General features: G+C 59.3%; 21 protein-coding genes and 1 pseudogene. 11 read left to right on the plus strand and 11 right to left on the minus strand.

Annotated features, from left to right (window positions below; all coding sequences use genetic code 11):
- Positions 1–121: 121 nt before the first annotated feature.
- The 5 genes and pseudogenes from ypfJ to ACQ4OE_RS18020 all read right to left on the minus strand — a co-directional run bounded on the left by ypfJ (position 122) and on the right by ACQ4OE_RS18020 (position 5059).
- Positions 122–988, minus strand: coding sequence for a KPN_02809 family neutral zinc metallopeptidase (ypfJ, locus tag ACQ4OE_RS18000; protein ID WP_430947434.1), 867 nt, complete (start codon positions 986–988; stop codon positions 122–124).
- A 139-nt stretch (positions 989–1127) separates the two neighbouring features.
- A pseudogene (locus tag ACQ4OE_RS18005) lies at positions 1128–1426 on the minus strand (aldo/keto reductase); the annotation flags it as partial.
- Positions 1427–1469: 43 nt separating this feature from the next.
- A complete protein-coding gene (locus ACQ4OE_RS18010) occupies positions 1470–2363 on the minus strand; it encodes a neutral zinc metallopeptidase (protein WP_430947435.1) in 894 nt (297 codons plus the stop codon).
- Between the two features lie 139 nt (positions 2364–2502).
- Positions 2503–3336, minus strand: a complete 834-nt coding sequence (locus ACQ4OE_RS18015; RefSeq protein ID WP_430947436.1) for an aldo/keto reductase — start codon at positions 3334–3336, stop codon at positions 2503–2505.
- Positions 3320–5059, minus strand: coding sequence for an FAD-dependent oxidoreductase (locus tag ACQ4OE_RS18020; RefSeq protein ID WP_430947437.1), 1740 nt, complete (start codon positions 5057–5059; stop codon positions 3320–3322). Before ACQ4OE_RS18020 ends, ACQ4OE_RS18015 begins: the two co-directional genes overlap by 17 nt.
- A gap of 177 nt (positions 5060–5236) precedes the next feature.
- Between ACQ4OE_RS18020 and ACQ4OE_RS18025 the strand changes: the two genes are divergently transcribed.
- The 4 genes from ACQ4OE_RS18025 (at position 5237) to ACQ4OE_RS18040 (ending at position 9079) form a co-directional block, all read left to right on the plus strand.
- Positions 5237–6013 carry an IclR family transcriptional regulator gene (locus ACQ4OE_RS18025; RefSeq protein ID WP_122592737.1) on the plus strand — a complete coding sequence of 259 codons (777 nt, stop codon included), beginning with the start codon at positions 5237–5239 and terminating at the stop codon, positions 6011–6013.
- A 242-nt stretch (positions 6014–6255) separates the two neighbouring features.
- Positions 6256–7317: a Gfo/Idh/MocA family protein gene (locus ACQ4OE_RS18030; RefSeq protein WP_430947438.1), complete on the plus strand. Its 1062-nt coding sequence runs from the start codon at positions 6256–6258 to the stop codon at positions 7315–7317.
- 2 nt (positions 7318–7319) lie between these two features.
- Entirely contained in the window at positions 7320–8135 is an 816-nt protein-coding gene (locus tag ACQ4OE_RS18035; protein WP_430947439.1) for a sugar phosphate isomerase/epimerase family protein, read from the plus strand.
- A gap of 65 nt (positions 8136–8200) precedes the next feature.
- A complete protein-coding gene (locus tag ACQ4OE_RS18040; RefSeq protein WP_430947440.1) occupies positions 8201–9079 on the plus strand; it encodes a DMT family transporter in 879 nt (292 codons plus the stop codon).
- A 129-nt stretch (positions 9080–9208) separates the two neighbouring features.
- Here the strand turns inward: ACQ4OE_RS18040 and ACQ4OE_RS18045 are convergent, their stop codons facing one another.
- Complete coding sequence (locus tag ACQ4OE_RS18045) at positions 9209–10546, minus strand: MFS transporter (RefSeq protein WP_430947441.1); 1338 nt, start codon at positions 10544–10546, stop codon at positions 9209–9211.
- On the opposite strand from ACQ4OE_RS18045, the gene ACQ4OE_RS18050 reads away from it, so the two are divergent.
- The 3 genes from ACQ4OE_RS18050 to ACQ4OE_RS18060 all read left to right on the plus strand — a co-directional run bounded on the left by ACQ4OE_RS18050 (position 10509) and on the right by ACQ4OE_RS18060 (position 13576).
- A complete protein-coding gene (locus ACQ4OE_RS18050; protein WP_430947507.1) occupies positions 10509–10892 on the plus strand; it encodes a hypothetical protein in 384 nt (127 codons plus the stop codon). The genes ACQ4OE_RS18045 and ACQ4OE_RS18050 overlap by 38 nt on opposite strands.
- A 3-nt stretch (positions 10893–10895) precedes the next feature.
- Positions 10896–12797: a 3-dehydroshikimate dehydratase QuiC gene (gene quiC, locus ACQ4OE_RS18055; protein ID WP_430947442.1), complete on the plus strand. Its 1902-nt coding sequence runs from the start codon at positions 10896–10898 to the stop codon at positions 12795–12797.
- 101 nt (positions 12798–12898) lie between these two features.
- On the plus strand, positions 12899–13576 hold the full coding sequence (locus ACQ4OE_RS18060) for a TetR family transcriptional regulator (protein WP_122592743.1): 678 nt from the start codon (positions 12899–12901) through the stop codon (positions 13574–13576).
- Positions 13577–13619: 43 nt separating this feature from the next.
- On the opposite strand, the gene ACQ4OE_RS18065 is transcribed toward ACQ4OE_RS18060, so the two are convergent.
- Together ACQ4OE_RS18065 and aroQ are read right to left on the minus strand one after the other, a co-directional pair.
- A complete protein-coding gene (locus ACQ4OE_RS18065) occupies positions 13620–14474 on the minus strand; it encodes a shikimate dehydrogenase (protein ID WP_430947443.1) in 855 nt (284 codons plus the stop codon).
- Between the two features lie 3 nt (positions 14475–14477).
- Positions 14478–14918 (minus strand): type II 3-dehydroquinate dehydratase, encoded by a 441-nt coding sequence (gene aroQ, locus ACQ4OE_RS18070; protein WP_430947444.1) that lies wholly within the window; start codon positions 14916–14918, stop codon positions 14478–14480.
- 315 nt (positions 14919–15233) lie between these two features.
- Here aroQ and ACQ4OE_RS18075 point away from each other — a divergent pair, with 315 nt between their 5' ends.
- Positions 15234–15662 carry a DUF4160 domain-containing protein gene (locus ACQ4OE_RS18075; protein WP_122592746.1) on the plus strand — a complete coding sequence of 143 codons (429 nt, stop codon included), beginning with the start codon at positions 15234–15236 and terminating at the stop codon, positions 15660–15662.
- On the plus strand, positions 15659–16105 hold the full coding sequence (locus tag ACQ4OE_RS18080) for a DUF2442 domain-containing protein (RefSeq protein WP_430947445.1): 447 nt from the start codon (positions 15659–15661) through the stop codon (positions 16103–16105). Before ACQ4OE_RS18075 ends, ACQ4OE_RS18080 begins: the two co-directional genes overlap by 4 nt.
- A gap of 56 nt (positions 16106–16161) precedes the next feature.
- Here the strand turns inward: ACQ4OE_RS18080 and trmA are convergent, their stop codons facing one another.
- Both trmA and ACQ4OE_RS18090 read right to left on the minus strand, forming a co-directional pair.
- Positions 16162–17241: a tRNA (uridine(54)-C5)-methyltransferase TrmA gene (gene trmA, locus ACQ4OE_RS18085; RefSeq protein ID WP_430947446.1), complete on the minus strand. Its 1080-nt coding sequence runs from the start codon at positions 17239–17241 to the stop codon at positions 16162–16164.
- Positions 17238–18533 (minus strand): NCS2 family permease, encoded by a 1296-nt coding sequence (locus ACQ4OE_RS18090; RefSeq protein ID WP_122592749.1) that lies wholly within the window; start codon positions 18531–18533, stop codon positions 17238–17240. The genes trmA and ACQ4OE_RS18090 overlap by 4 nt, the downstream gene beginning before the upstream one ends.
- Positions 18534–18814: 281 nt before the next feature.
- On the opposite strand from ACQ4OE_RS18090, the gene ACQ4OE_RS18095 reads away from it, so the two are divergent.
- Both ACQ4OE_RS18095 and ACQ4OE_RS18100 read left to right on the plus strand, forming a co-directional pair.
- Positions 18815–19198, plus strand: a complete 384-nt coding sequence (locus ACQ4OE_RS18095) for a DUF4879 domain-containing protein (RefSeq protein ID WP_240999194.1) — start codon at positions 18815–18817, stop codon at positions 19196–19198.
- A 66-nt stretch (positions 19199–19264) separates the two neighbouring features.
- A complete protein-coding gene (locus ACQ4OE_RS18100) occupies positions 19265–19816 on the plus strand; it encodes a DJ-1 family glyoxalase III (protein ID WP_430947447.1) in 552 nt (183 codons plus the stop codon).
- A 5-nt stretch (positions 19817–19821) separates the two neighbouring features.
- On the opposite strand, the gene ACQ4OE_RS18105 is transcribed toward ACQ4OE_RS18100, so the two are convergent.
- On the minus strand, positions 19822–21060 hold the full coding sequence (locus tag ACQ4OE_RS18105; RefSeq protein WP_122592752.1) for an MFS transporter: 1239 nt from the start codon (positions 21058–21060) through the stop codon (positions 19822–19824).
- Positions 21061–21431: the final 371 nt, after the last annotated feature.

The following is a 21431-nucleotide window of genomic DNA, read 5'->3' on the forward strand; positions in this document are numbered from 1 at the left end:
TCTGAAGGTGGTGATGAGTGTTGCTGGTGCGCAGGAGTGGCGCCAGTCCGGTCGTCAGACATTTGCATGGGCCTGACAGTTCGATGACCGCTGCGGCTCTGCCTCACTTTGTTGGCGCAGACTATAACGGCGCGCCATCAAAGGTTGTACAGACGCCATGAGGCTCTTTGAAACCGGTATTGAACCATTTGATGCGTTGCTCGGACGTACCGTGGGTGAATTTCTCCGGAGTGACGTCCCGGTTGGCTTCGCGCATGAGGTAGTCATCCCCGAACATCGAGGCGGCCATCAGGGCTTCGTTGATATCTCCGGCTTCCAGCCATTGGAAGCGTTCTTGCGCATGACGCGCCCACACGCCTGCCAGACAATCGGCTTGCAACTCCAGACGAACACTCAGCCCGTTCGCCCCAGTTAGCTTTTCACCCTTCACTTCGGCTTCCTCAAATCGCGTGAGTACGCCTAGTTCATTCTGAATATGGTGGCTGATTTCATGAGCGATCACGTAGGCCTGAGCAAAGTCGCTGACGGTCGAGGATTGGGCCGCCACTTCCTCCAGGGTCTTGAGGTCGATGTAGATCTGTTGATCAGCGGGGCAGTAAAGCAGCCCGTTTTGGTCCGAGCGCTGTGGCCCGCAGCCCGTATTGATCTGTTCGTCGAACAGCACCAGCGTTGGCGGTGCATAGGTCTTGCCCTGTTCGGCAAGGAGCCCCGTCCAGACTTCTTCGCTGCTGCCCAACACCGACTCGACAAAGAGGCGATGAGCGTCATCGCTCAGCAGATGTTCGAGTACCGCTCCCTCTTGAGCCTTGCCGGCAGCGGCAACCTCTGGGCCGAGGGTTTTTTCAATGCCGGCCCAATATGCTGCGGAGGCTGCCAGTAAAGAGGCAATCAAGCCGGACGCGAGGATTTTCCCTGTTGGGCTGCGGACATCCTTGTCCTTTCGTAGATCGTTTACATTTTTGCTGGGATTTGCCTTGTTCCATAACATGATCGATGTCTCTCATAGGTTGATTGGGCGTTTATCGCCGTGCCTATGAATAACCGCACCAGACAGTGTGTGCAGGACAGATCTGTAAGAACACGTAAGACGTTTACCCGCGAATGAGAGAAAACGACCCCTTTCCTCGTCAGTTGTCGAACTCGTCCCACACCGGGCGAAGTCCGGGCTGACTTGGCGTTCACGCTTTGACAATCCGGCAATCAACGCCCGGTCTGCGGGGTCCAGCTGCACGTTCAACGCCTGCAGATTGGCCAGTTGATTAGCCCGGCTGCTGGCCTTGGGAATCGCCGCAACGTTGGCTTGCTCGAGCAGCCACTTCGGCGCTACTTGCGTTGGTAACACGTTATGTTTTTTTGCGATTTGCTGTATCTGCGGGATGTCCGACACCTTGTTACGCGCCAGAGGCGTGTAGGCCGTGAGTGCCACCGCGGTTCAGGTGCAGAGGAAGGCTAACGCGTTTGCCTCGCGATCACAGCGTCTTGGCGTTAAAGGTGTCGCAGCCGTTGAGCGAGTCTGATTGCAGGCCTGTCTGCATGCCTTTTAGCACCCAATCGAGCCGTTGCTTTGCAGTGCCATGGCCATAGTCTTGTGGCATCATTTTCTTGAACCCGGGCCTCACATCCTTGTCGTCGCCAATTAGAGTGGTCGCCGCTATTTCCAAGGCATCGGCATCACCCTTTGTGAGCAACACGTCGTCTTTAAGCAGCGCTTCAGCAGCCCAGATTCCAGCGAGGCAATCTGCCTGTAACTCAGCGCGTACCAGCAAGCCAGTCGCACCCTTTATTTCCTTCTTCGCGACCAGCGCTTCGTGCAAAGGCTTAGTCAAACCCAACTCAGTCTGAACATGATGGCCGACTTCATGAGCCAAAGCGTAGGCTTCAACAAATTCGCCAGTCATTCTGCCCTCGGTTGCCCATTTCTCAAACGCACTGATGTCGACATAGATCTGCTTGTTGGCCGGGCAATAACTCGGCCCCTGGATAAAGTCGACGGGGGCATTGGCATCATTGCAGGGAGTGTTGACCTTGCCGGTCACCAGACTGAGCGTTGGCGCTTGGTATTCTCGCCCCATTTCAGCGAACCTCTTTTTCCAGACGTCTTCGGTACTGCCCAGAATGACTTCGGTAAACAGTTTGTGCGGGTCTGCAATAGCCATTCCACCCAGCGCCGCTTGATATTGCGCCTGTGCCATTCCAGCCGTGAACTCACCTTCCTTCTCAGTCAACTCCGCCCAGTAGGTGCCCATTCCTGCTACCACCGCCGCCACGATGGCCATGCCGGCAATCCCTGTTTTGTTGCGGGCATCCGTGCCCTCGCGCTGGTCGTTGACGTTTTCGCTGCGTCTTGCGGTCTTCCATTTCATGTTCTTTCCCTTCCATAGACTGATGCGGCGTAGATCGCCGTGCCTATGAATAACCTCAGCGGAAAAAACCTGCTGGGCAGATCTGTAAGAACACGTAAGACGTTTACCCGCGAATGAGAGAAAACGACCCCTTTCCTCGTCAGTTGTCGAACTCGTCCCACACCGGGGCGAAGTCCGGGCTGACTTGGCGTTCACGCTTTGACAAACCGGCAATCAGCGCCCGGTCTGCTGGGTCCAGCTGCACATTCAATGCCTGCAGATTGGCCAGTTGATTAGCCCGGCTGCTGGCCTTGGGAATCGCCGCAACGTTGGCTTGCTCGAGCAGCCACTTCAGCGCTACCTGTGTTGGTAACACGTTATGTTTTTTGGCGATTTGCTGTATCTGCGGGATGTCCGACACCTTGTTACGCGCCAGAGGCGTGTAGGCCGTGAGTGCCAGATTGTGTTGACGGGCGTAATCGAGCAGGGCGTTTTGGCCGAGCAGGACGTGGTACTCGACCTGAATCGCTGACAGATCAATCCCATATTCCTCGATGACTTTGCGCAGCAACGGCAGAGGAAAATTCGCCACACCGATGTTGCGGGCCAGCCCTTGGTCCTTGAATGAGGCCAACGTCTCAAGCGTGCGTGGCAGATCCCAATCCTTGGTTGGCCAATGGATCATGAACAGATCGACATAGTCGCTGCGCAACGCTTTAAGGCTGCGGTCCATGGAGTGGCGCATGGCGTCGGGTTGCAACTGATCCCACCAGACCTTGGTGGTGACATGAATTTGCTCGCGCGGTGTCGGCGTATTCGCCAGCGCTTGTCCGACGGCGTCTTCGTTGTTGTAGGCCGCTGCCGTATCGATGTGGCGATAACCCAGTTCCAGGGCTTGTTCCACAGCGCGGGTGCATTCGTCGCCGAGCATCGGCCAGGTGCCGAGGCCGAGTTTCGGCATGTTCAAACCCTGGGCGTTAACGATGTGCTGCATGGTCGATCTCCTGTTCGAAAGCAGTGATGCCGGCGATATGCCGGGCGGCGATGTAGCCAAACGTCAGGGCCGGGCCGATATTGATACCGCCCGCCGGGTAGTGGCCACCCATGATGCTGGCCATGTCGCCACCCGCCGCATAGAGCCCGGCGATGGGGTGTTCGTGAGCATCCAGCACTTGCGCGTGCGGGTTGACCCTGAGACCGGCAAACGTGCCGAAACACCCCGGTTGGACTTTGACGGCGTAGAACGGGCCGGTGTCTATGGGGGCAACGCAGGGGTTGGGAAGGTGCGCCGGATCACCCTGTTTGCGGTTGTAGGGTGTGGTGCCTCGCCCGAACAGAGGGTCTTCGCCGTTGCGCGCATGGCGGTTGTAGTCGTCGAGAGTCTGGCGCAAACCGCGAGGGTCGATGCCACACGCGCTGGCCAATTCTTCAACGCTGTTACCGGTTTTCAGATAGCCGCTGCGGATGAATTCCGACACCGGTAGCGGAAAAGGCTTCGAGATGCCGAGGCCATAACGCCGTTGGAAGGCGTGCGTGCAGATCAGCCAAGAGGCGACGTCTTCACCTTCCGGCGCGGCGGCGACCATGGCGCTAACGTAATCGTAATAACCGTTGGCCTCGTTGACGAAGCGCTGACCGGTGCACAGCACGCCGATGATCCCCGGTTTACCGCGCTCGATGATATGTGGGAAATGGCCGATGCTGCCGTCGGAATGCGGCACTTGCGATACCGGTGCCCACGCCACGGGTGAGGCGACATCGGTATTGACCCGGGCGCCGACGCTTTCACCCAAGCGCAAGCCATCTCCGTTGACGGCCAGCGGCGGCAGCGCCCAATGCTCGTGGCCAGTCGGTGTGCGTGGGAACAGGACTTTACGCCGCTCGACGTCATTGGCGAATCCACCGGCGGCGAGCACCACGGCTTTGCGGGCATGGACGCGGATTGGGCCTTTGCCTGTGTTGACCACGGCGCCCGTTACGCGTGAGTCGTCCCGTAGCAGCTCAGTCACCGGCGCCGACTCCCAGAGCAACACGCCGAGGTCTTCAGCAGATTTCGCCAATCGGGCAATCAACGCCACGCCATTGACCAATTGCATTGCCCGGCCATGGATCGCGAGGTCGAGCAAGTGCCGGGTAAAACGCTGGGTGACATGCCACGCGGCTTTCAGCGAACGGGTCAGATTAAGAAACGCCGCAAGATCGGCGCCGGCCATGATCGGCATGCCCATGAAGGACGTTTCGCGCATCGTTGTGCGAAGACGCTTGAGCAAGCGTCCGATTTTGCGTCCATCGTAGGGCGCTGCGATCACTGAACGCCCGCCGGTGCCAGCACCCGGCGTGTCGCCATGAATGTCGGCAATGGCGTTGCCATCGGCAAATTGCAACGCGGTGTGCTGCTCGAAAAACTCGACCATGCGCGGCCCGGCGGTGAGGAAGGCGTCGATCATCGCCGGCTGATAGTGCTCGCCCAATTCATGACGCAAGTAGGTGCGCGGATGTTCGACGTCTTCGACGATCCCGGCGCGACGGGCCAGCGGATTGCACGGCACCCACGCCCAGCCACCGGACCACGCGGTGGCGCCGCCGAATACCGAATCCTTTTCCACGACGATAACCTTCAGGCCATGCCACGCAGCGGTAACGGCCGCCGACAAGCCGGCAGCGCCAGAGCCGACGATCAGGACATCACAGTCGATTTCGGGGAGTTCGGCAGACATCAAAAAGAGCTCCAGCGCAGAATTATTTTTGGAATTTGATTCCAGAAAATAACCAGTGCCGGCGTTGTCCGACAAGCGCTGATTCAACAAACGGGGCGATTATCGAACGAGCGGTTCCAGATTTCGCTTTGCTGCGGATGTCTTCTAGAATCGGCGAAATTTCAATTGGATGTCCCCATGGCCGGCAGTCAAATCGAACGGGTTTTCAGCGTGCTGGAAAGCCTCACCAGTGATCCGCGCGGGCTGCCGATGCAGACGCTGGCTGAACAACTGGATATCCCGAAAAGCGCGACGCACCGCCTTCTCGCCGAGCTGATTCGTCTCGGCTACGTGCGGCAGAATGCGGAAACCTTGCGCTATCACTTGTCGACCAAACTGGTCGCGATGGGTTTTCAATACCTGTCGAGCAGCGGCGCCGATATCGTTCAGCCGGTGCTTGATCGATTGGCCCAGGAAACCGGCGAACTGGTGCGCTTGGGTGTGATTGATGGCGAGCGCCAAACCTGGATCGCCAAGGCCCAAGGCGCGCGCACCGGTCTGCGTTATGACCCGGACATGGGCCGCGATGCGCCGCTGTTCTACACCGCTTCCGGGCATGCGTGGCTGGCGTGCATGAGCGACGCCGAGGCGTTGTCGCTGGTTGAGCGCCAGGCAGCAGAGGTGCCGGACAGTGTCGGGCCGAATGCACCGCGCTCCAATATCGAGTTGCTCGAGCGGCTGCGTCTGGCGCGCGAACAAGGCTATGCCTGGGTGGAGGAAAGCTCGGCGGTCGGGACCTCGGCGATTGCGGCGGTGGTCAGGCATCCCACGGATGGTCGTGTGATCGGTGTGCTGAGCATCGCCGGACCGAGTGCGCGAATGCCGGGGGCGCGGTTGCATGAGCTGGCGCCGTTGTTGCTGAAGTTTACCGACGAGTTATCTGCGGCGAGCCTGGCCTCGGAACTGTTTATCTAATCCGAATTCACCTAAATCCCCTGTGGGAGCGAGCCTGCTCGCGAGAGCGTTTTGTCAGTCACCTTTTACTTTGTTGATACACAGGCTTCGCGAGCAGGCTCGCTCCCACATTTGGATTTCGGCGATTCAGAAAGGGTGCGGTGTTCGCACGGTATTGCGGTTGATGGGTATTTGATTCTGGAACTCGGTTCTACATTGTTGCTGGAGTGATATTCCAACAACAATCACAAGAGGATCGCGCCTTGAATTCGCCCCTTCGAATCGCCTTGATCGGCGCCGGCAACATGGGTCAGCAGCATTACCGGCATCTGCAAACCCTCACCGAAGCGACACTCTGCGCGGTGGCTGATCCCGGGCCGCAAGCCGCAACGCTTGCGGCGGAGTGGGGTGTAAGGCATTTCGCCGATCACCGTCAGATGCTCGAACAGGTCAAGCCAGATGCGGTGATCTTCGCCAATCCGAATAATCAACACGTCAGCACGGCGCTCGATTGCCTGGCGGCAGGGGTGCCGGTCTTGCTGGAAAAACCGGTCGGCGTGCACCTGGACGAGGCGCGCGAGTTGGTGGCTGCAGTTAAAAGCAGCGGCGTGCCGGTTTTGGTCGGCCACCATCGGCGCCACAATCCGCTGATCGTGCGTGCCCATGAACTGGTGCAGAGCGGGGCGCTCGGACGGTTGACCACGGTCACCGCGCTGTTCCAGTTGCGTAAACCCGACAGTTATTTCGAGATTCCGTGGCGCCGTGAACCGGGCGCCGGGATGTTACTGACCAATCTGATTCACGACCTCGACCTGCTCAGACATCTGTGCGGTGAAGTGCGCTCGGTGCAAGCGATCACCGACAACGCTGTGCGCGGTTTCGCCAATGAAGACAGCGCGGCGGTACTGCTGCAATTCGAGGGCGGCACGTTGGGCACATTGAGTGGTTCCGATGCGGTCGCCGCGCCGTGGAGTTGGGAGCTGGATTCCGGCGAGAACCCGGTGTATCCGCGCCAGGCCGATCAGCCGTGTTATCTGCTGGCCGGGACTGCCGGCGCATTGAGCATTCCGCAGCTCAAGCGCTGGTATTACGCCGCTGATCAGGTTGACGCGGGCTGGCATGAACCCTTGCTGGTAGTAGAAGAGTCCTACAGCGGTGACGAAGCTTTACGCCTGCAGTTACAGCATTTCGTACGCGTGGCGCGGCGTGAAGTGGAGCCGCTGGTCAGCGCCGCTGATGCCGCCCGCACCCTTGCGCTGATCGAAGCCATCCGCGAAGCCGCCGCTACCGGCCGGGCTTGCGCCCCTGCACTGATCGAGGCTTGAACATGAGCGAACGCATCCTCTCCCTGGCCAGCCTCACCGTACTGGAGCTGTCGCCACCGCAAATGGTCGAAGTCGCCGCGCGTGCCGGCTACAGCCATGTCGGCCTGCGTCTGGAACCGGCGACGCCTGAGGAATATCACTTCCCGTTAGTCGCCGATGGTGATTTGCGGCGTCAAACATTGCAGCGGCTACGCGACACCTGCATCCGTGTGCTCGATGTGGAAATTCTCCGTTTGAAACCGCAAACCGTCGCCACCGATTTCGAGAAAATTCTTACGGTCGGTGCCGAGTTTGGTGCGACGGAGTTACTGGTCGCCGGTAACGATCCTGATGAACAGCGGCTGACGGATAACTTCGCGGCGCTGTGTGATTTGGCGGCACCTTACGGATTGCACCCGCACTTGGAGTTCATGCCTTGGACCGATGCACGCAACCTTGAGCAAGCGCTGCGGATTGTCGAGAACGCTGACCGGGAAAACGCGGCGGTGTTGGTCGATGCGTTCCATTTCGATCGTTCGGATTCACGGCTTGAGGATCTGCAAGCGGTGTCGCCATCGCGCCTGCGTTATGCGCAGTTATGTGATGTTGCAGGGCCGCGACCGTCAGACATGGCCGAGATCTTGCGTCAGGCGCGCAACGAGCGGCGGTTTCCCGGCGAAGGCGATTGTGACTTGCTCGGGTTGCTGAAAGCGCTGCCGGCTAATATTCCACTGAGTCTGGAAATTCCCACGGTGAAATTGCTCGAACAGGGCGTCAGCGGTTTGCAGCGCGCGCGGATGGCGCTCGATAGAACGCGGGAATTGTTGGCCAGGTTGTAAGTCAGTTTTTGTGGCGAGGGCGCCAATGCCTTCGCCGCAGTATTGTTTTCATTCAGAGATAACCCATGACCGTCAGCACCCCGCTCTCCGGTGTCAACCAACCCTTCAAAGGGATCTTGCTGATTGTCGTGGCGACCTTCCTGTTCTCCAGCCATGACGCACTGTCGAAATACCTGTCCGGTTTCTATCCGATCGTGATGGTGGTCTGGGCGCGCTATCTGGTGCACACCTTACTGATGGCGGGAATTTTTCTGCCACAGTCCGGGCTGCGCGTCCTACGCACCAAGAAGCCGTTATGGCAGTTGACCCGAGCACTTTGCCTACTCGGCACCAGCCTGTTTTTCACCACGGCGCTGTTGTACATCCCGTTGGCCGAAGCCACGGCGGTCAACTTTCTCGCTCCGGTTTTGGTGACCGCATTGTCGGTGCCCCTGCTCAAGGAGCGAGTGACCCGTGGCCAATGGATTGCGGTGATTTGCGGCTTTGTCGGCGTGCTGATCATCGTTCATCCGGGCGGTGAACTGTTCACTCCGGCGGTGCTGTTGCCGTTCTGCTCGGCGCTGTTTTTCTGCTTCTATCAGTTGCTCACGCGCAAACTCGCACAAGTGGACAGTCCGACCACCAGCAACTTCTTCGCCGGGTTGTGCAACACGCTGGTGATGAGTGCGCTGGTGCCGTTCTTCTGGCAGGTGCCGACACTGACCCATGCCGGGTTGATGCTGGCGCTGGGCAGCTGCGGGATGACCGCGCATTTGTTCCTGACCCAGGCGTTCCGCCATGCCGCGCCTGCGCTGCTGGCGCCATTCGGTTATTGCCAGATCGTGTTTGCGGGGTTGTTGGGCTGGTTGCTGTTCAATCACACGCCGAGTTTGTTGACGATTGTCGGCATTGCGGTGATCTGTTGCAGCGGACTGGCGGCAGCGTGGCAGCAGAGCCGTCGTTGAGCTGACAACACAAAAAACTGTGGGAGCGAGCTTGCTCGCGAAAGCGGTGTGTCAGTCACATTTGTTTCGACTGTCAGTCCGCATTCGCGAGCAAGCTCGCTCCCACAAGGGGCCAATCTAGTGGCCAGGTTATTCGGTGATGGTCGGAATCTTGCGCGGTGCCATGAAATACATCCACGTCAGCGCAATGAAGTACATCGCCGGGATCAGGGTGAACAACACGGTGTAGTTGTTGTTGGTGACGGTCAGGATATGGCCGACGATCTGGGTCATGAACATCCCGCCGATCGCCGCACACATGCCGCCGAAACCGAACACCGTGCTCATCATGTGCTTGGGCGTGTAGTCCATCACCAGGCTCCAGATGTTCGCAGTCCAGGCCTGGTGCGCACCGATGGCCAGAGAGATCGCAGCGACTGCAACCCACAGATTGGCTGAACCGGCCGCCATGACCACGCCGATGATGCAGCAGGCGAACAGCAACATCGACAGCAGCCGCGCCTTGATCGAGTTCATCCCGCGACCGATCAGGAACGAAGACAGAATCCCGCCGCCGACGCTGCCGAAATCAGCCGTCACGTAGATGATGATCAGCGGAATACCCATCTGGGTAACGTTGATGCCCAGGTTGTATTGCTGATTGAGGAACGGCGGCAGCCAGTACAGGTAGAACCAGAACACCGGCGCGGTCAGCGCATAAGCGATGGCGAAGGCCCAGGTGCCGCGCATCCGCAGGATTCGCGAGAACGGTACGCGAGCCTGTTCCGGTTCGACTTCTTGCTGGATGTAGTCCAGTTCGGACTGTTTCACGGTCGGATGATCTTCCGGGTTGAAGTACTTCAAACCCCAGAACAGCAACCAGATCCCGCCGAGCGCCGACATGCACAGGAACGCCGCTTGCCAGCCCCAGACGTGAAGGACCAGTGGCAACAGCATCGGCGTGAACATCGCACCGACGTTGGTGCCGGCGTTGAAGATGCCGGTGGCAACCGCGCGTTCGCCAGCCGGGAACCACAGGCGCGTGGTTTTCACGCAGGCCGGGTAGTTCGCCGCTTCCGTCAGGCCGAGGATGAATCGGCAAACCATAAATCCAACGGCTGACGTTGCCAGACCGTGGGCGCCGGTGGCCAGGCTCCAGAGCAGCACGGCGCAGAAGAACACGCGCTTGACGCCGACCCGGTCGATCAACCGGCCCTGCAGGACGAAACCGATCGCGTAGCCGACCTGAAACCAGAAGTTGATGTTGGCGTAATCCATCGCCGTCCAGCTCATTTCCTTGGCGAGGATTGGCTGCATGACGCCGAGGGCGGCGCGGTCGATGTAGTTCAGGGTAGTGGCGAAAAACACCAGCGCCAGCATGCCCCAACGGGTCTTGCCGACAGCCATGGCGCCGCGGATCTTGTCGCCGATGCCACCCGTGGCAGTGCTCATGGCCGGGGCCATGCGGGAAGTCTGTGAAGGAATCATGTGTTCCACCCGTTTTTGGATTTGTTATTTGGTGTGCTTTTTACTTTGCACGCTGCGACCGGTGGTTCAGATCCGGACTCAATGTGCAGCCGATGTTGGGCAGTGGACGAAAAATCGTCAATTCGCCAAACCGCCATTGTGTTCGATAATCGCACGCAAAACTAACCGGGTAGTACACTTTAAATTGCTGTGCGCAGGGATGCAGCCAATAATTTCCTTCACTATAAAAACCATCCTCGTGCAGGCGCTGCTGCTGGCTACGATCGTTTGCGTAAATAAAGATCAAACGATTGCAGGTTTTGGCGGCTCCTACAGTAAAGATAAAGCGGCGCAGTCCGGGAGTTGAATCATGCAGCGTTCCATTGCCACCGTTTCCTTGAGCGGCACCCTGCCGGAAAAACTCGAAGCCATCGCCGCCGCCGGGTTCGACGGGGTGGAGATTTTCGAAAACGACCTCCTGTACTACGACGGCAGTCCGCGGGAAATTAAACAGATGTGCGCCGACCTCGGCATCGCCATCACGCTGTTTCAGCCGTTCCGCGATTTCGAAGGCTGCCGCCGCGATCGCCTGGCGCGCAATCTTGAGCGCGCCGAACGCAAGTTCGACCTGATGCAGGAACTGGGCACCGACCTGGTGCTGGTCTGCAGCAACGCCTCGGCCGACAGCGTCGGCGATCAACAAATTCTAGTCGATGACCTGCGCCTGCTGGCCGAGCGTGCCGGTGCTCGCGGCTTGCGCATTGGCTACGAAGCGCTGGCGTGGGGCCGTCACGTGAATACTTATCAACAGGTCTGGGACATCGTGCGTCAGGCCGATCACCCAAGCCTCGGCGTTTTGCTCGACAGTTTCCATACCCTGTCGTTGAAGGGCGATCCCCGCGCTATCGCCGACATTCCCGGCGACAAGATCTTCTTTGTACAAATGGCTGACGCGCCGATTCTGGCCATGGATGTGCTGGAGTGGAGCCGGCATTTCCGTTGCTTCCCGGGGCAAGGCGAATTCGATTTGCCAGGCTTTCTCGCGCCGATCATTCAGAGCGGTTACACCGGGCCGCTGTCGCTGGAAATCTTTAACGACGGCTTCCGCGCCGCGCCGCCACGGGCCAATGCCGCCGACGGTTTGCGTTCGCTGCTGTATCTGGAAGAGAAAACCCGCCAGCGTCTGGAGCAGGAGGCGACGCCTGTGGCCAACCGCGAAATCCTCTTCGAAACGCCGCAGGCCAGCGAGTACAACGGCATCGAGTTTCTTGAGTTCGCCGTGGATGAAAGCCTCGGCGCCAAGCTGTCGAACTGGCTGGAGCGCCTCGGTTTCGTCATAGCGGGCCAGCATCGCTCCAAGAGCGTGAGCCTGTTGCGCCAAGGCGATATCAACCTGATCCTCAACTCCGAACCGTATTCGTTTGCTCACAGCTTTTTCGAGGCTCATGGCCCGTCGCTGTGCGCCACCGCGGTGCGGGTCAAGGACAGCGCCAGCGCATTGGCCCGGGCGGTTGCCTATAAAGGTCAGCCGTATCGCGGACTGGTTGGCCCCAATGAACTGGAACTGGCGGCAGTGCGCGCGCCGGACGGTAGCCTGATTTATCTGGTGGATGAACAGGCCGATGTCTACGGCACCGACTTCAATCTGCTGGCGGATGCGCCGGCACGCGGCGGTCTCAAGCGCATCGATCACATGGCCATGGCATTGCCGGCCGACAGCCTCGACAGTTGGGTGTTGTTCTATAAGAGCCTGCTGGATTTCGAGGCGGACGATGAAGTGGTGCTGCCCGACCCGTACGGTCTGGTGAAGAGCCGCGCCCTGCGCAGTCGCGACAGTTCGATCCGCTTGCCGCTGAACATCTCCGAGAACCGCAACACCGCCATCTCCCACGCGCTGTCGAGTTATCGCGGCTCAGGTGTGCATCACATCGCCTTCGATTGTGATGACATCTTCGCCGAAGTCAGTCGCGCCAAAGAGGCCGGCGTGCCACTGCTGGATATTCCACTCAACTATTACGACGACCTCGCCGCGCGTTTCGATTTCGACGACGAATTCCTCAGCGAACTGGCGTACTACAACGTCTTGTACGACCGCGATGCCCAGGGCGGTGAGCTGTTTCACGTCTACACCGAACCGTTCGAAGGGCGATTCTTTTTCGAGATCATTCAGCGCAAGAATGGCTACGCCGGTTACGGCGCGGCGAACGTCGCGGTGCGTTTGGCGGCGATGGCCAAATCACGCAGTGGCGCAGTGCGCCAGGCGAAGTTGTAGGAAATTCGTAAACGCGGGATTAAACACAGGTCGCGTGGCTTCCTTCACTGTGCTGCGCGGCCCATAATCGCCGCCTGTGCAGTGATGGCCGTGAGCCCGCAATGACAATGAATTCAGAACTTTCCGCCGCTACTGAAGTTTCCGCTGTAGAGCCGCGCAAAAGTCGCAAGAACAACCCGGAAAAAACCCGCGAGAACATCCTGCAGGAGGCGATCGTCGAGTTCGTCCAGCAAGGATTGTCCGGTGCTCGCGTCGATGCGATCGCTGAGCGTATCCACACCTCTAAACGCATGATCTATTACTACTTCGGCAGTAAGGAGCAGTTGTACGTCGAGGTGCTGGAGAAGCTTTACGGCGACATCCGCAGCACCGAGAACCGTCTGCACCTGGCCGAGCTGGCGCCGGTCGAGGCGATTCGGCGGCTGGTCGAATTCACCTTCGATCACCACGACCGCAATGTCGATTTCGTGCGCATCGTCAGCATCGAAAACATCCACAACGCCGAATTCGTGAAGCGCTCCGATGCGATCAAGGCGATGAACAACACCATCCTCGATTCACTCGGCGAGATTCTGCGTCGCGGCGCTGATGAAGGTGTGTTCCGTGCGGGGCTGGATGCGCTGGATGTGCATTTGCTGATCAGTTCGTTCTGCTTCTATCGCGTGTCGAACCGGCACACCTTTGGCGAGATCTTCCAGATTGATCTGCCGGATGAAGGCATCAAGCAGCGTCATCGCGAGATGATTTGCGAATCGGTGCTGCGCTACCTGCAGGCCTGACGCATTCCATTGTGGGAGCGAGCAGGCTCGCTCCCACAGGTTTTCAACCATTCATGCTTTGAAAATGCGCCAGCATCCGCTGCGCATCCGGCACCACTCCGCTGAACAACTCAAACGCCTTCACCGCCTGAAACACCGCCATGTTGCCGCCATCCAGGGTGCGGCAACCCAGTACGCGAGCGTTGCGCAGCAGTTCGGTTTCCAGCGGGAAATACACAATCTCCGCCACCCACAACTCCTTGCGCAGCAACTCGACCGGCACCGGCATGCCCGGCAGCTTGGCCATGCCCATCGGCGTGGTGTTGACCAGACCGTCGGCCAGATTCAGCGTGCTTGGCAGATCATGCCCGGCGACCGCGCGGCCAAAGCCGAAATGCTCATTGAGATTGTTCGCCAGACTTTCGGCGCGTTCACGGTCGACGTCGAAAATGCTCAGTTGCTGTACGCCTTCGCTCAGTAACGCGTGGGCCACTGCGGCGCCCGCGCCACCAGCGCCCATCTGGACCACACGCTCACGGGCAGCGTCTTTCAAGCCACGGCGAAAACCCTCGGCGAAACCCAGACAGTCAGTGTTGTGACCAACGCGTTTGCCGTCCTTCAGCACCACGGTGTTGACCGCACCAATGCCCTTGGCCTCCGGCGACAATTCATCGAGCAGCGGAATAATCGCCTGTTTGCACGGAAAGGTAATGTTCAGCCCGGTGTAGTTCATCCGCTCGGCCGCCAGCAGCAGGTCGGGCAGGGCGCTGCTGTCGATGTTCAGTTGATCGAGATCGATCAGTCGATACAGATAGCGCATGCCTTGGGCATCGCCTTCATGCTCATGCAGCGCCGGAGTCCGCGAGGCCTGAATGCCAGCGCCGATCAATCCCGCGAGTATCACGTTGGAACGAGACATACATTACCCCTTCAGCCGCAGACTGAAATGTTCCAGCGCCAAGCGATAGCCATGACTGCCAAAACCGGCCATCACCGCCGTGGCAATCGCCGAGACAAACGAGTGATGACGAAACGGTTCGCGGGCATGCACGTTGGACAGATGGACTTCGATCACCGGTAACTCACTGGCGACCAATGCATCGCGGATCGCCACCGACGTGTGCGTCCACGCCGCGGGATTGATCACAATCCCGGCGCAACGACCGCGAGCCGCGTGAATCCAGTCGAGCAATTCGCCTTCGTGATTGGTCTGGCGAAACTCCACGGCCAGGCCAAATTCTTCAGCCGCGCGACCGCACAACGCAGAAATATCCGCCAGGGTTTCGTGACCATAAGTAGCCGGCTCGCGGGTGCCGAGCAGGTTCAGGTTCGGGCCGTTGAGCACCAGAACGATAGGGGGCATGAGGGGTAACTCCACTTATTGTTTTTGGCATTGGCCAGAGGTTTCGGCCTGTGGAGATAAAATGTACTAGATGGTTACCATGGTCAATTGAACAAAAATGGACGTGGCTTTTTATGTTCGGTGATCGCACAGAAGCAATATTGATCGAGGTATGACGACAGCTTTGCTTACGTTTTTTACCGGAGATTGACCGACTCATGACCCGTTCCGACGCTAGCCTCAAAAGCAGTGAAACGTCATGTGCTTGATCACCAGTCGTCGGATTTGAAAGGAAAATCGAATCCTGAAACTTTTTAACCTAACGGATGGGTTAGCATGAAAGTATGCAGCTACAAAGGATTGTCGATTGTCATCATGCTGCGAGATGAACATTGCCCACCACACGTTCACGTGAATGCGGGCAGTTGGAGTGCCCGATTACAGTTCAGTTTCTGGCACAACGATATTGAGCTTTGGGACGTCGTGCCGCTTTCGCGTCGACCACCCTTGGCCGTGTTGGAAGGCTTGTGTCGATCCCTTGAGCAGCCTGCACATCTGCGGCGGGCGCGGGGGATCTGGTGGTCGAGATTGCAAACTGTCTGTCTCGACAATCAGTTGTGGGACAGCCATTCAAGCGAGGTGCTGAAGATGAACCTCGTCAGTGACACGACGTACAGAGTGGGATCTGCGCGTTATCTGCCAGACGAGGGCAAAACTCTTCTGACATTGATAGATGCATTGGAAGGAGTGGAAATCGATTTATGAAAGTCATCAAAGCTAAGCCGTCCGCGCGTCGTCCCCTGACGGAGGAGATGATCGATGCCGCCATCCAGCAAGGGGAAACCCACCGAGCGAATAGCTTGCAGGCTGTCTCCGTAAGCTTTGATAAGCCATCCCTGATCATCCGTTTTGAAGACGGCAGCGGTGTGTTGCTACCGGTGGACCTTTATCCAGAGTTCGACGGATTCAATGCAGAGGATTATGAAAAACTGACAGTCGGCTTCGCTGGCACTGCGCTTTGTCACGAGGGTAAAGACCTCGACGTTTCCATTGCCGGGATGATTTCGGCGAGCCCATCATTGTTCGCCATGGCCGCATCTGCCGTTGCTTCGCGCAACGGTCGTCAGAGCAGCGCGGCAAAGGCTGCAGCCGCGCGGGCGAATGGCAGAAAGGGCGGGCGTCCGCGTAAGGTCGATCCTGTTGAGTGAGCAGCCACAAAAAAGCCGTCAATCATGACGGCTTTCTCGTATCAACTACCCCGCAATCAACGCCGGGTCAGTAGCACGCCCGATTCCATATGATGCGTCCACGGGAACTGGTCGAACAACGCGCATTTGGTAATGCAGTGCGTGTCGTGCAGTTGGGCGATGTTGGCTGCCAGGGTTTCCGGGTTGCAGGAGATGTACAGGATGTTGTCGAAGCGGCGGGTCAGCTCGCAGGTGTCCGGGTCCATGCCGGCGCGTGGCGGGTCGACGAAGACGCTGCCGAACTCATAGCTCTTCAGGTCGATGCCTTGCAGGCGACGGAACGGGCGCACTTCGTTGAGCGCTTCGGTCAGTTCTTCGGCGGACAAGCGCACGAGGGTGACGTTATCCACAGCGTTTTCGCTGAGGTTGCTCAACGCAGCGTTGACCGAGGTCTTGCTGATCTCGGTGGCCAGCACTTTGCGCACGCGGGTGGCGAGCGGCAGGGTGAAGTTGCCGTTGCCACAATACAGTTCCAGCAGATCGTCGCTGCGATCGCCGAGCGCTTCGTACGCCCAGTTGAGCATTTTCTGGTTCACCGTGCCGTTCGGCTGGGTGAACGCGCCTTCGGGCTGGCGATAGCTGAAAGTGCGACCGCCGACGTCGAGTTTCTCGACCACATAATCGAGGCCGAGCACTTCGCGTTTGCCCTTCGAACGACCAATGATGCTGACGCCGAGATCCGCCGCCAGTTTGGTCGCCGCCGCGTGCCAATGCTCGTCCAGCGGACGGTGATAGCACAGGGTGATCATCGCATCGCCCGACAGCGTGGTCAGAAACTCGACCTGAAACAGCTTGTGGCTCAGCGCCGAACTGGCCTGCCACGCAGCCTTCAGCTGTGGCATCAACTGGTTGATGCGCAGGCTGGCGATCGGGAATTCTTCGATGAGGATCGGCGTGCGCTTGTCGTCCTGAGCGAACATTGCGTAATGCCGATCGCCGCCCTCGCGCCACAAACGGAACTCTGCGCGCAGACGGAAGTTCTGCAGGGGTGAGTCGAACACGGTCGGCTCGGGGGCATCAAACGGCGCCAGCAGATCACGCAAGCGCGCGACCTTGGCTTCTAGTTGCTCGGCGTAAGCCTGGGAATCGAATGTCATGCGTTGAACCAACCCAACTTGATCACGAACAGAATCGACAGAATCACCAGCGCCGGGTTCAGCTCGCGGGCGCGCCCCGACAGCAGCTTGATCACGGTCCAGGAGATGAAGCCGAAGGCGATGCCGTTGGCGATCGAGTAAGTGAACGGCATGGCCAGCGCGGTCACGACAACCGGCGCGGCAACGGTGATGTCGTCCCAGTCTATTTCTGCCAGGCCCGAAGTCATCAACACGGCGACGAACAGCAGTGCCGGCGCGGTGGCGAACGCCGGAACGCTGGCCGCCAGTGGCGAGAAGAACAACGCCAGCAAGAACAGGATCGCCACAACGATGGCGGTCAAACCGGTACGGCCACCGGCGCTGACGCCAGCAGCGGACTCGATGTAGCTGGTGGTGGTCGACGTGCCCAGCAGCGAACCGGCCATGGCCGCGGTGCTGTCGGCGATCAGTGCGCGACCCATTTTCGGCATGTGGCCGTCCTTGCCCATCAGGCCGGCGCGCTTGGCGACGCCGATCAGGGTGCCGGAGTTGTCGAACAGGTCGACGAACAGGAAGGCGAAGATCACGCTGACCAGACCGATGTCCAGTGCGCCTTTGATGTCCAGCTGCATGAATGTCGGCGCCAGCGACGGAGGCATCGAGGTCACGCCGCCGAAAGGGGTGAAGCCCATGGCGATGGAGATGATCGTCACCGCCAGAATGCCGATCAGCACCGCGCCGCGCACTTTCAGCGCTTCGAGAGCAACGATCAGGGCGAAGCCGAGGGTGGCGAGAATCGGTGCCGGTTGTTTCAGGTCACCGAGGCCGACCATGGTCGCCGGGTTGCTGACCACGATGCCGGCGTTGTGCAGGGCGATCAGGGCCAGGAACAGGCCGATACCGGCGGCAATGGCCGAGCGCAGCGGCAGCGGGATGCTGTTGATGATCCACTCACGGATGCGGAAGATCGACAGCAGGAAGAAGCACACCGCCGAAATGAACACCGCACCCAGCGCCACTTGCCAGGTGTGGCCCATGTGCAAAACCACGGTATAGGTGAAGAAGGCGTTCAGACCCATGCCCGGAGCGAGGGCAATCGGGTAGTTGGCGATCAGGCCCATGATCGTCGAACCGATCGCGGCGGCCAGGCAGGTGGCAACGAATACCGCGCCCTTGTCCATGCCGGTCTCGCCGAGAATGCTCGGGTTGACGAACAGAATGTAGGCCATGGCCAGGAACGTCGTGATGCCCGCAAGAATCTCGGTGCGCACGTTGGTGTTGTGTGCCTTGAGTTGAAACAGCCTTTCCAGCATGTCTGCTCCCCGTGGCGCGCGTGGCGCCGTGAATGTATCGACCTCAACAGCAAAGCACAGACCGTCGCAAGCGCCTGGAAAATTGTGGTGGGCCGGAAAAAGCCGCGCATCATACCAGCAGCGTGGGGGATTGGCTGCGATCGTCGGCGATGTTTTGCAGTCAGGCGAAGTGAGACATACTGCGCGCCAGTTTTGGGGAGGTGGTCATGGTGGCTGTGCAGCGCAATATCGTTCGAACGTTGGGTCTGTTTTGTGCGTTTTTGGCCGGTGTCCCTGCGGTAATGGCGGCTTCGGCTCCACCGCTGTCCAGCGCCCAGGTGCTCAAGGTGCAGTCGGCGGCCTGTGGCATCGAAAATATTTCCGAGGGCCAGGACAAGACCGCTTGCGACCACGGCGGGGCGAACATCAAGGTCTATGTGCTGGAGATGGGTTACGGTCGCGTGCCTCATGTTGCGCTGGACGGTTTCGGCCTCGACGGCATGAAAACCCAGGTGTGCGCCTTTGGTAACGGCAACCTGACGGAGTGCACTGGCGCGGCGACGAGAATCGTCGGCGCTCTGTACATTTATGATCTGGGCGGCAAGCAGGAAGGCACGTTCACTTTCAGCAACACATCGCTCAACGCGCCGGGCAACACCATTTCCACTCAGCTTTACATCAAGTAACGGCTCATACTGCGCGATCCGGGGGAAGCTGACTACGCTTTAAAGACCACCCAGCGGATAGCGCCCATGACCTTTAGAGCCCTGATTACCCTCGCCGAGGGCATCGATGATCTGCAAAGTGTGACCCTGATCGACGTATTGCGTCGAGCCGAGATTGAAGTCGTCGCGGCGAGCATCGAAGGCCGGCGCATGCTCACCTGCGCTCGCGGCACCCGTCTGACCGCCGACGGCATGCTGGTCGATGTGCTGGCGCAGCATTTTGACCTGATTGTCTTGCCCGGCGGCGACGTGGGTTCGCAACACTTGGCAGCGCATCAACCATTGCAACAACTGCTCAAGGATCAATCCAGCGCCGGACGCCTGTTCGCCGGCATCGGCGAATCCCCGGCTGTCGCCCTGCAAGCGGCTGGCGTGCTGCGCCAGCGGCGGATGACCTGTCTGCCGAGTGCCAGCCATCAATTGTCCGGCTGTACGTTTGTTGATCAACCCGTGGTAGTGGATGGCAACTGCATCACCGCGCAGGGCTCCGGCGCTGCGCTCGAATTTGCCCTGACGCTGGTCGAGCAACTGGGCGGCAAGGCGTTGCGGGCGAAGGTGGCGGGGGAGTTGTTGGTTTGAAGGCCTCAGACCTTCACCTCTTCCACCGGCACATGCATCCGGTCGCGATTCGCCAGTGTTGGAAACAACTTGATCCACGTCCCGGTCACCACCAGCGTGCCGATCCCGCCCATGACGACCGCGGGCACGGTGCCGAACCAGTGGGCGGTGACGCCGGATTCGAATTCGCCCAGCTGGTTCGAGGCGCCGATGAACAGGCCGTTCACCGCGCTGACCCGGCCGCGCATTTCGTCCGGAGTTTCCAGTTGTACGAACGACGCGCGGATGACCATGCTGATCATGTCCGCCGCGCCGAGCACCACCAGCACCGCCAGCGAGAACCAGAACGAGGTCGACAGGCCGAAGGCGATGGTCGCGACGCCAAAGATGCCGACCGCCGTGAACATGACCCGGCCGACGTTACGTTCCACGGCGAACCGGGCGAGGAACAGCGACATCCCCAGCGCGCCGACCGCCGGCGCTGAACGCAACAGGCCGAGGCCCCACGGGCCGGTCAGCAGAATGTCTTTGGCGAACACCGGCAGCAGCGCCGTGGCGCCACCGAGCAACACCGCAAACAGATCCAGCGAAATTGCTCCGAGGATGTCCGGGCGGCTGCGAATGAAGCGAATCCCCGCCAGCAACGAATCCAGTGTGGCTTTGCCTTTGTTCAACGGCGTTTGCCGCGCGGGCAGGTTGAGCATCAGCGTGCAGGCGATCACGTACAGCAGCACCGTCGGGCCGTAGACCCAGACGCTGCCGAAGGCGTAGAGCAAACCGCCGAGGGCCGGGGCGACGATGGTCGCCGACTGTTGCGCCGACTGCGCCGCGGCGACGGCTCGCGGAAAGAGCGCGCTGGGCACAATGCTCGGCAGCAAGGCTTGGGTGGTGGGCATCTCGAACGAACGCGCCGCGCCGAGCAGGAAGGCCAGGATGAAAATCATCTCGCGGGTAACGTGATCGGTCGCGCTGCCAATGGCCAGCGCCAGTGCGATCAATGCCTGCAACGACTGGCAGATCGCCGCGACTTTGCGTCGGTCGTAGCGATCGGCGACATGCCCGGTGTGCAGCATGAACAGCACACGCGGCGCGAACTCGACCAGACCGACCAAGCCCAGATCGAGGACGTTGCCGGTCAGCTGATAGAGGTTCCAGCCGATCGCCACGGTGAGCATCTGAAAACCGCTGGCGGTGAAAATCCGCGCCATCCAGAACGCAAGAAACGGGCGGTGGTGACGTAACAGCAGGGGCTCTTGGCTGGGCATCTGAGGGCAGGTCTGGGTCGAGGGGAATGCCGAGGTTATCACCAGTCTGTAACAGGAAGTTGCTATGACAAAAAATTTAGTTAGGAAGACATCGAATTTTTTGCGGTGCAGATGGATTCGACTGTTCGCAGATTTGTGCCGCGCTCAAGATCTGTACTGTTTTGCGCTCCGCCAGCCCCCTGTGGATTTGTTGCAGGGCTTTGCCACGGTTATGAGGCAACTTGTCACGCGGCAAACGACCACGCGGTTCATCGGCAAAAATGGGACTACTCTTTCAACGTTGCTTGATCCAGATCAAGACCCAAAAGGAATTGATCTGGTGGCCAGTTGGCCAGACTCCCTGCGTTGCGATGGTTGTTTAAAAAGAACGA

The organism is Pseudomonas sp. WC2 (assembly GCF_050586545.1).
Classification (GTDB): Bacteria; Pseudomonadota; Gammaproteobacteria; order Pseudomonadales; family Pseudomonadaceae; genus Aquipseudomonas.

Excerpts from the sequence above, each read along its gene's own strand:
- ypfJ (WP_430947434.1), bottom strand. The coding sequence starts at position 988 with ATGTTATGGAACAAGGCAAATCCCAGCAAAAATGTAAACGATCTACGA.
- ACQ4OE_RS18010 (WP_430947435.1), bottom strand. The coding sequence starts at position 2,363 with ATGAAATGGAAGACCGCAAGACGCAGCGAAAACGTCAACGACCAGCGC.
- ACQ4OE_RS18015 (WP_430947436.1), bottom strand. The coding sequence starts at position 3,336 with ATGCAGCACATCGTTAACGCCCAGGGTTTGAACATGCCGAAACTCGGC.
- ACQ4OE_RS18020 (WP_430947437.1), bottom strand. The coding sequence starts at position 5,059 with ATGTCTGCCGAACTCCCCGAAATCGACTGTGATGTCCTGATCGTCGGC.
- ACQ4OE_RS18025 (WP_122592737.1), top strand. The coding sequence starts at position 5,237 with ATGGCCGGCAGTCAAATCGAACGGGTTTTCAGCGTGCTGGAAAGCCTC.
- ACQ4OE_RS18035 (WP_430947439.1), top strand. The coding sequence starts at position 7,320 with ATGAGCGAACGCATCCTCTCCCTGGCCAGCCTCACCGTACTGGAGCTG.
- ACQ4OE_RS18040 (WP_430947440.1), top strand. The coding sequence starts at position 8,201 with ATGACCGTCAGCACCCCGCTCTCCGGTGTCAACCAACCCTTCAAAGGG.
- ACQ4OE_RS18050 (WP_430947507.1), top strand. The coding sequence starts at position 10,509 with ATGGCCGGGGCCATGCGGGAAGTCTGTGAAGGAATCATGTGTTCCACC.
- ACQ4OE_RS18045 (WP_430947441.1), bottom strand. The coding sequence starts at position 10,546 with ATGATTCCTTCACAGACTTCCCGCATGGCCCCGGCCATGAGCACTGCC.
- quiC (WP_430947442.1), top strand. The coding sequence starts at position 10,896 with ATGCAGCGTTCCATTGCCACCGTTTCCTTGAGCGGCACCCTGCCGGAA.
- ACQ4OE_RS18060 (WP_122592743.1), top strand. The coding sequence starts at position 12,899 with ATGACAATGAATTCAGAACTTTCCGCCGCTACTGAAGTTTCCGCTGTA.
- ACQ4OE_RS18065 (WP_430947443.1), bottom strand. The coding sequence starts at position 14,474 with ATGTCTCGTTCCAACGTGATACTCGCGGGATTGATCGGCGCTGGCATT.
- aroQ (WP_430947444.1), bottom strand. The coding sequence starts at position 14,918 with ATGCCCCCTATCGTTCTGGTGCTCAACGGCCCGAACCTGAACCTGCTC.
- ACQ4OE_RS18075 (WP_122592746.1), top strand. The coding sequence starts at position 15,234 with ATGAAAGTATGCAGCTACAAAGGATTGTCGATTGTCATCATGCTGCGA.
- ACQ4OE_RS18080 (WP_430947445.1), top strand. The coding sequence starts at position 15,659 with ATGAAAGTCATCAAAGCTAAGCCGTCCGCGCGTCGTCCCCTGACGGAG.
- trmA (WP_430947446.1), bottom strand. The coding sequence starts at position 17,241 with ATGACATTCGATTCCCAGGCTTACGCCGAGCAACTAGAAGCCAAGGTC.
- ACQ4OE_RS18090 (WP_122592749.1), bottom strand. The coding sequence starts at position 18,533 with ATGCTGGAAAGGCTGTTTCAACTCAAGGCACACAACACCAACGTGCGC.
- ACQ4OE_RS18095 (WP_240999194.1), top strand. The coding sequence starts at position 18,815 with ATGGCGGCTTCGGCTCCACCGCTGTCCAGCGCCCAGGTGCTCAAGGTG.
- ACQ4OE_RS18100 (WP_430947447.1), top strand. The coding sequence starts at position 19,265 with ATGACCTTTAGAGCCCTGATTACCCTCGCCGAGGGCATCGATGATCTG.
- ACQ4OE_RS18105 (WP_122592752.1), bottom strand. The coding sequence starts at position 21,060 with ATGCCCAGCCAAGAGCCCCTGCTGTTACGTCACCACCGCCCGTTTCTT.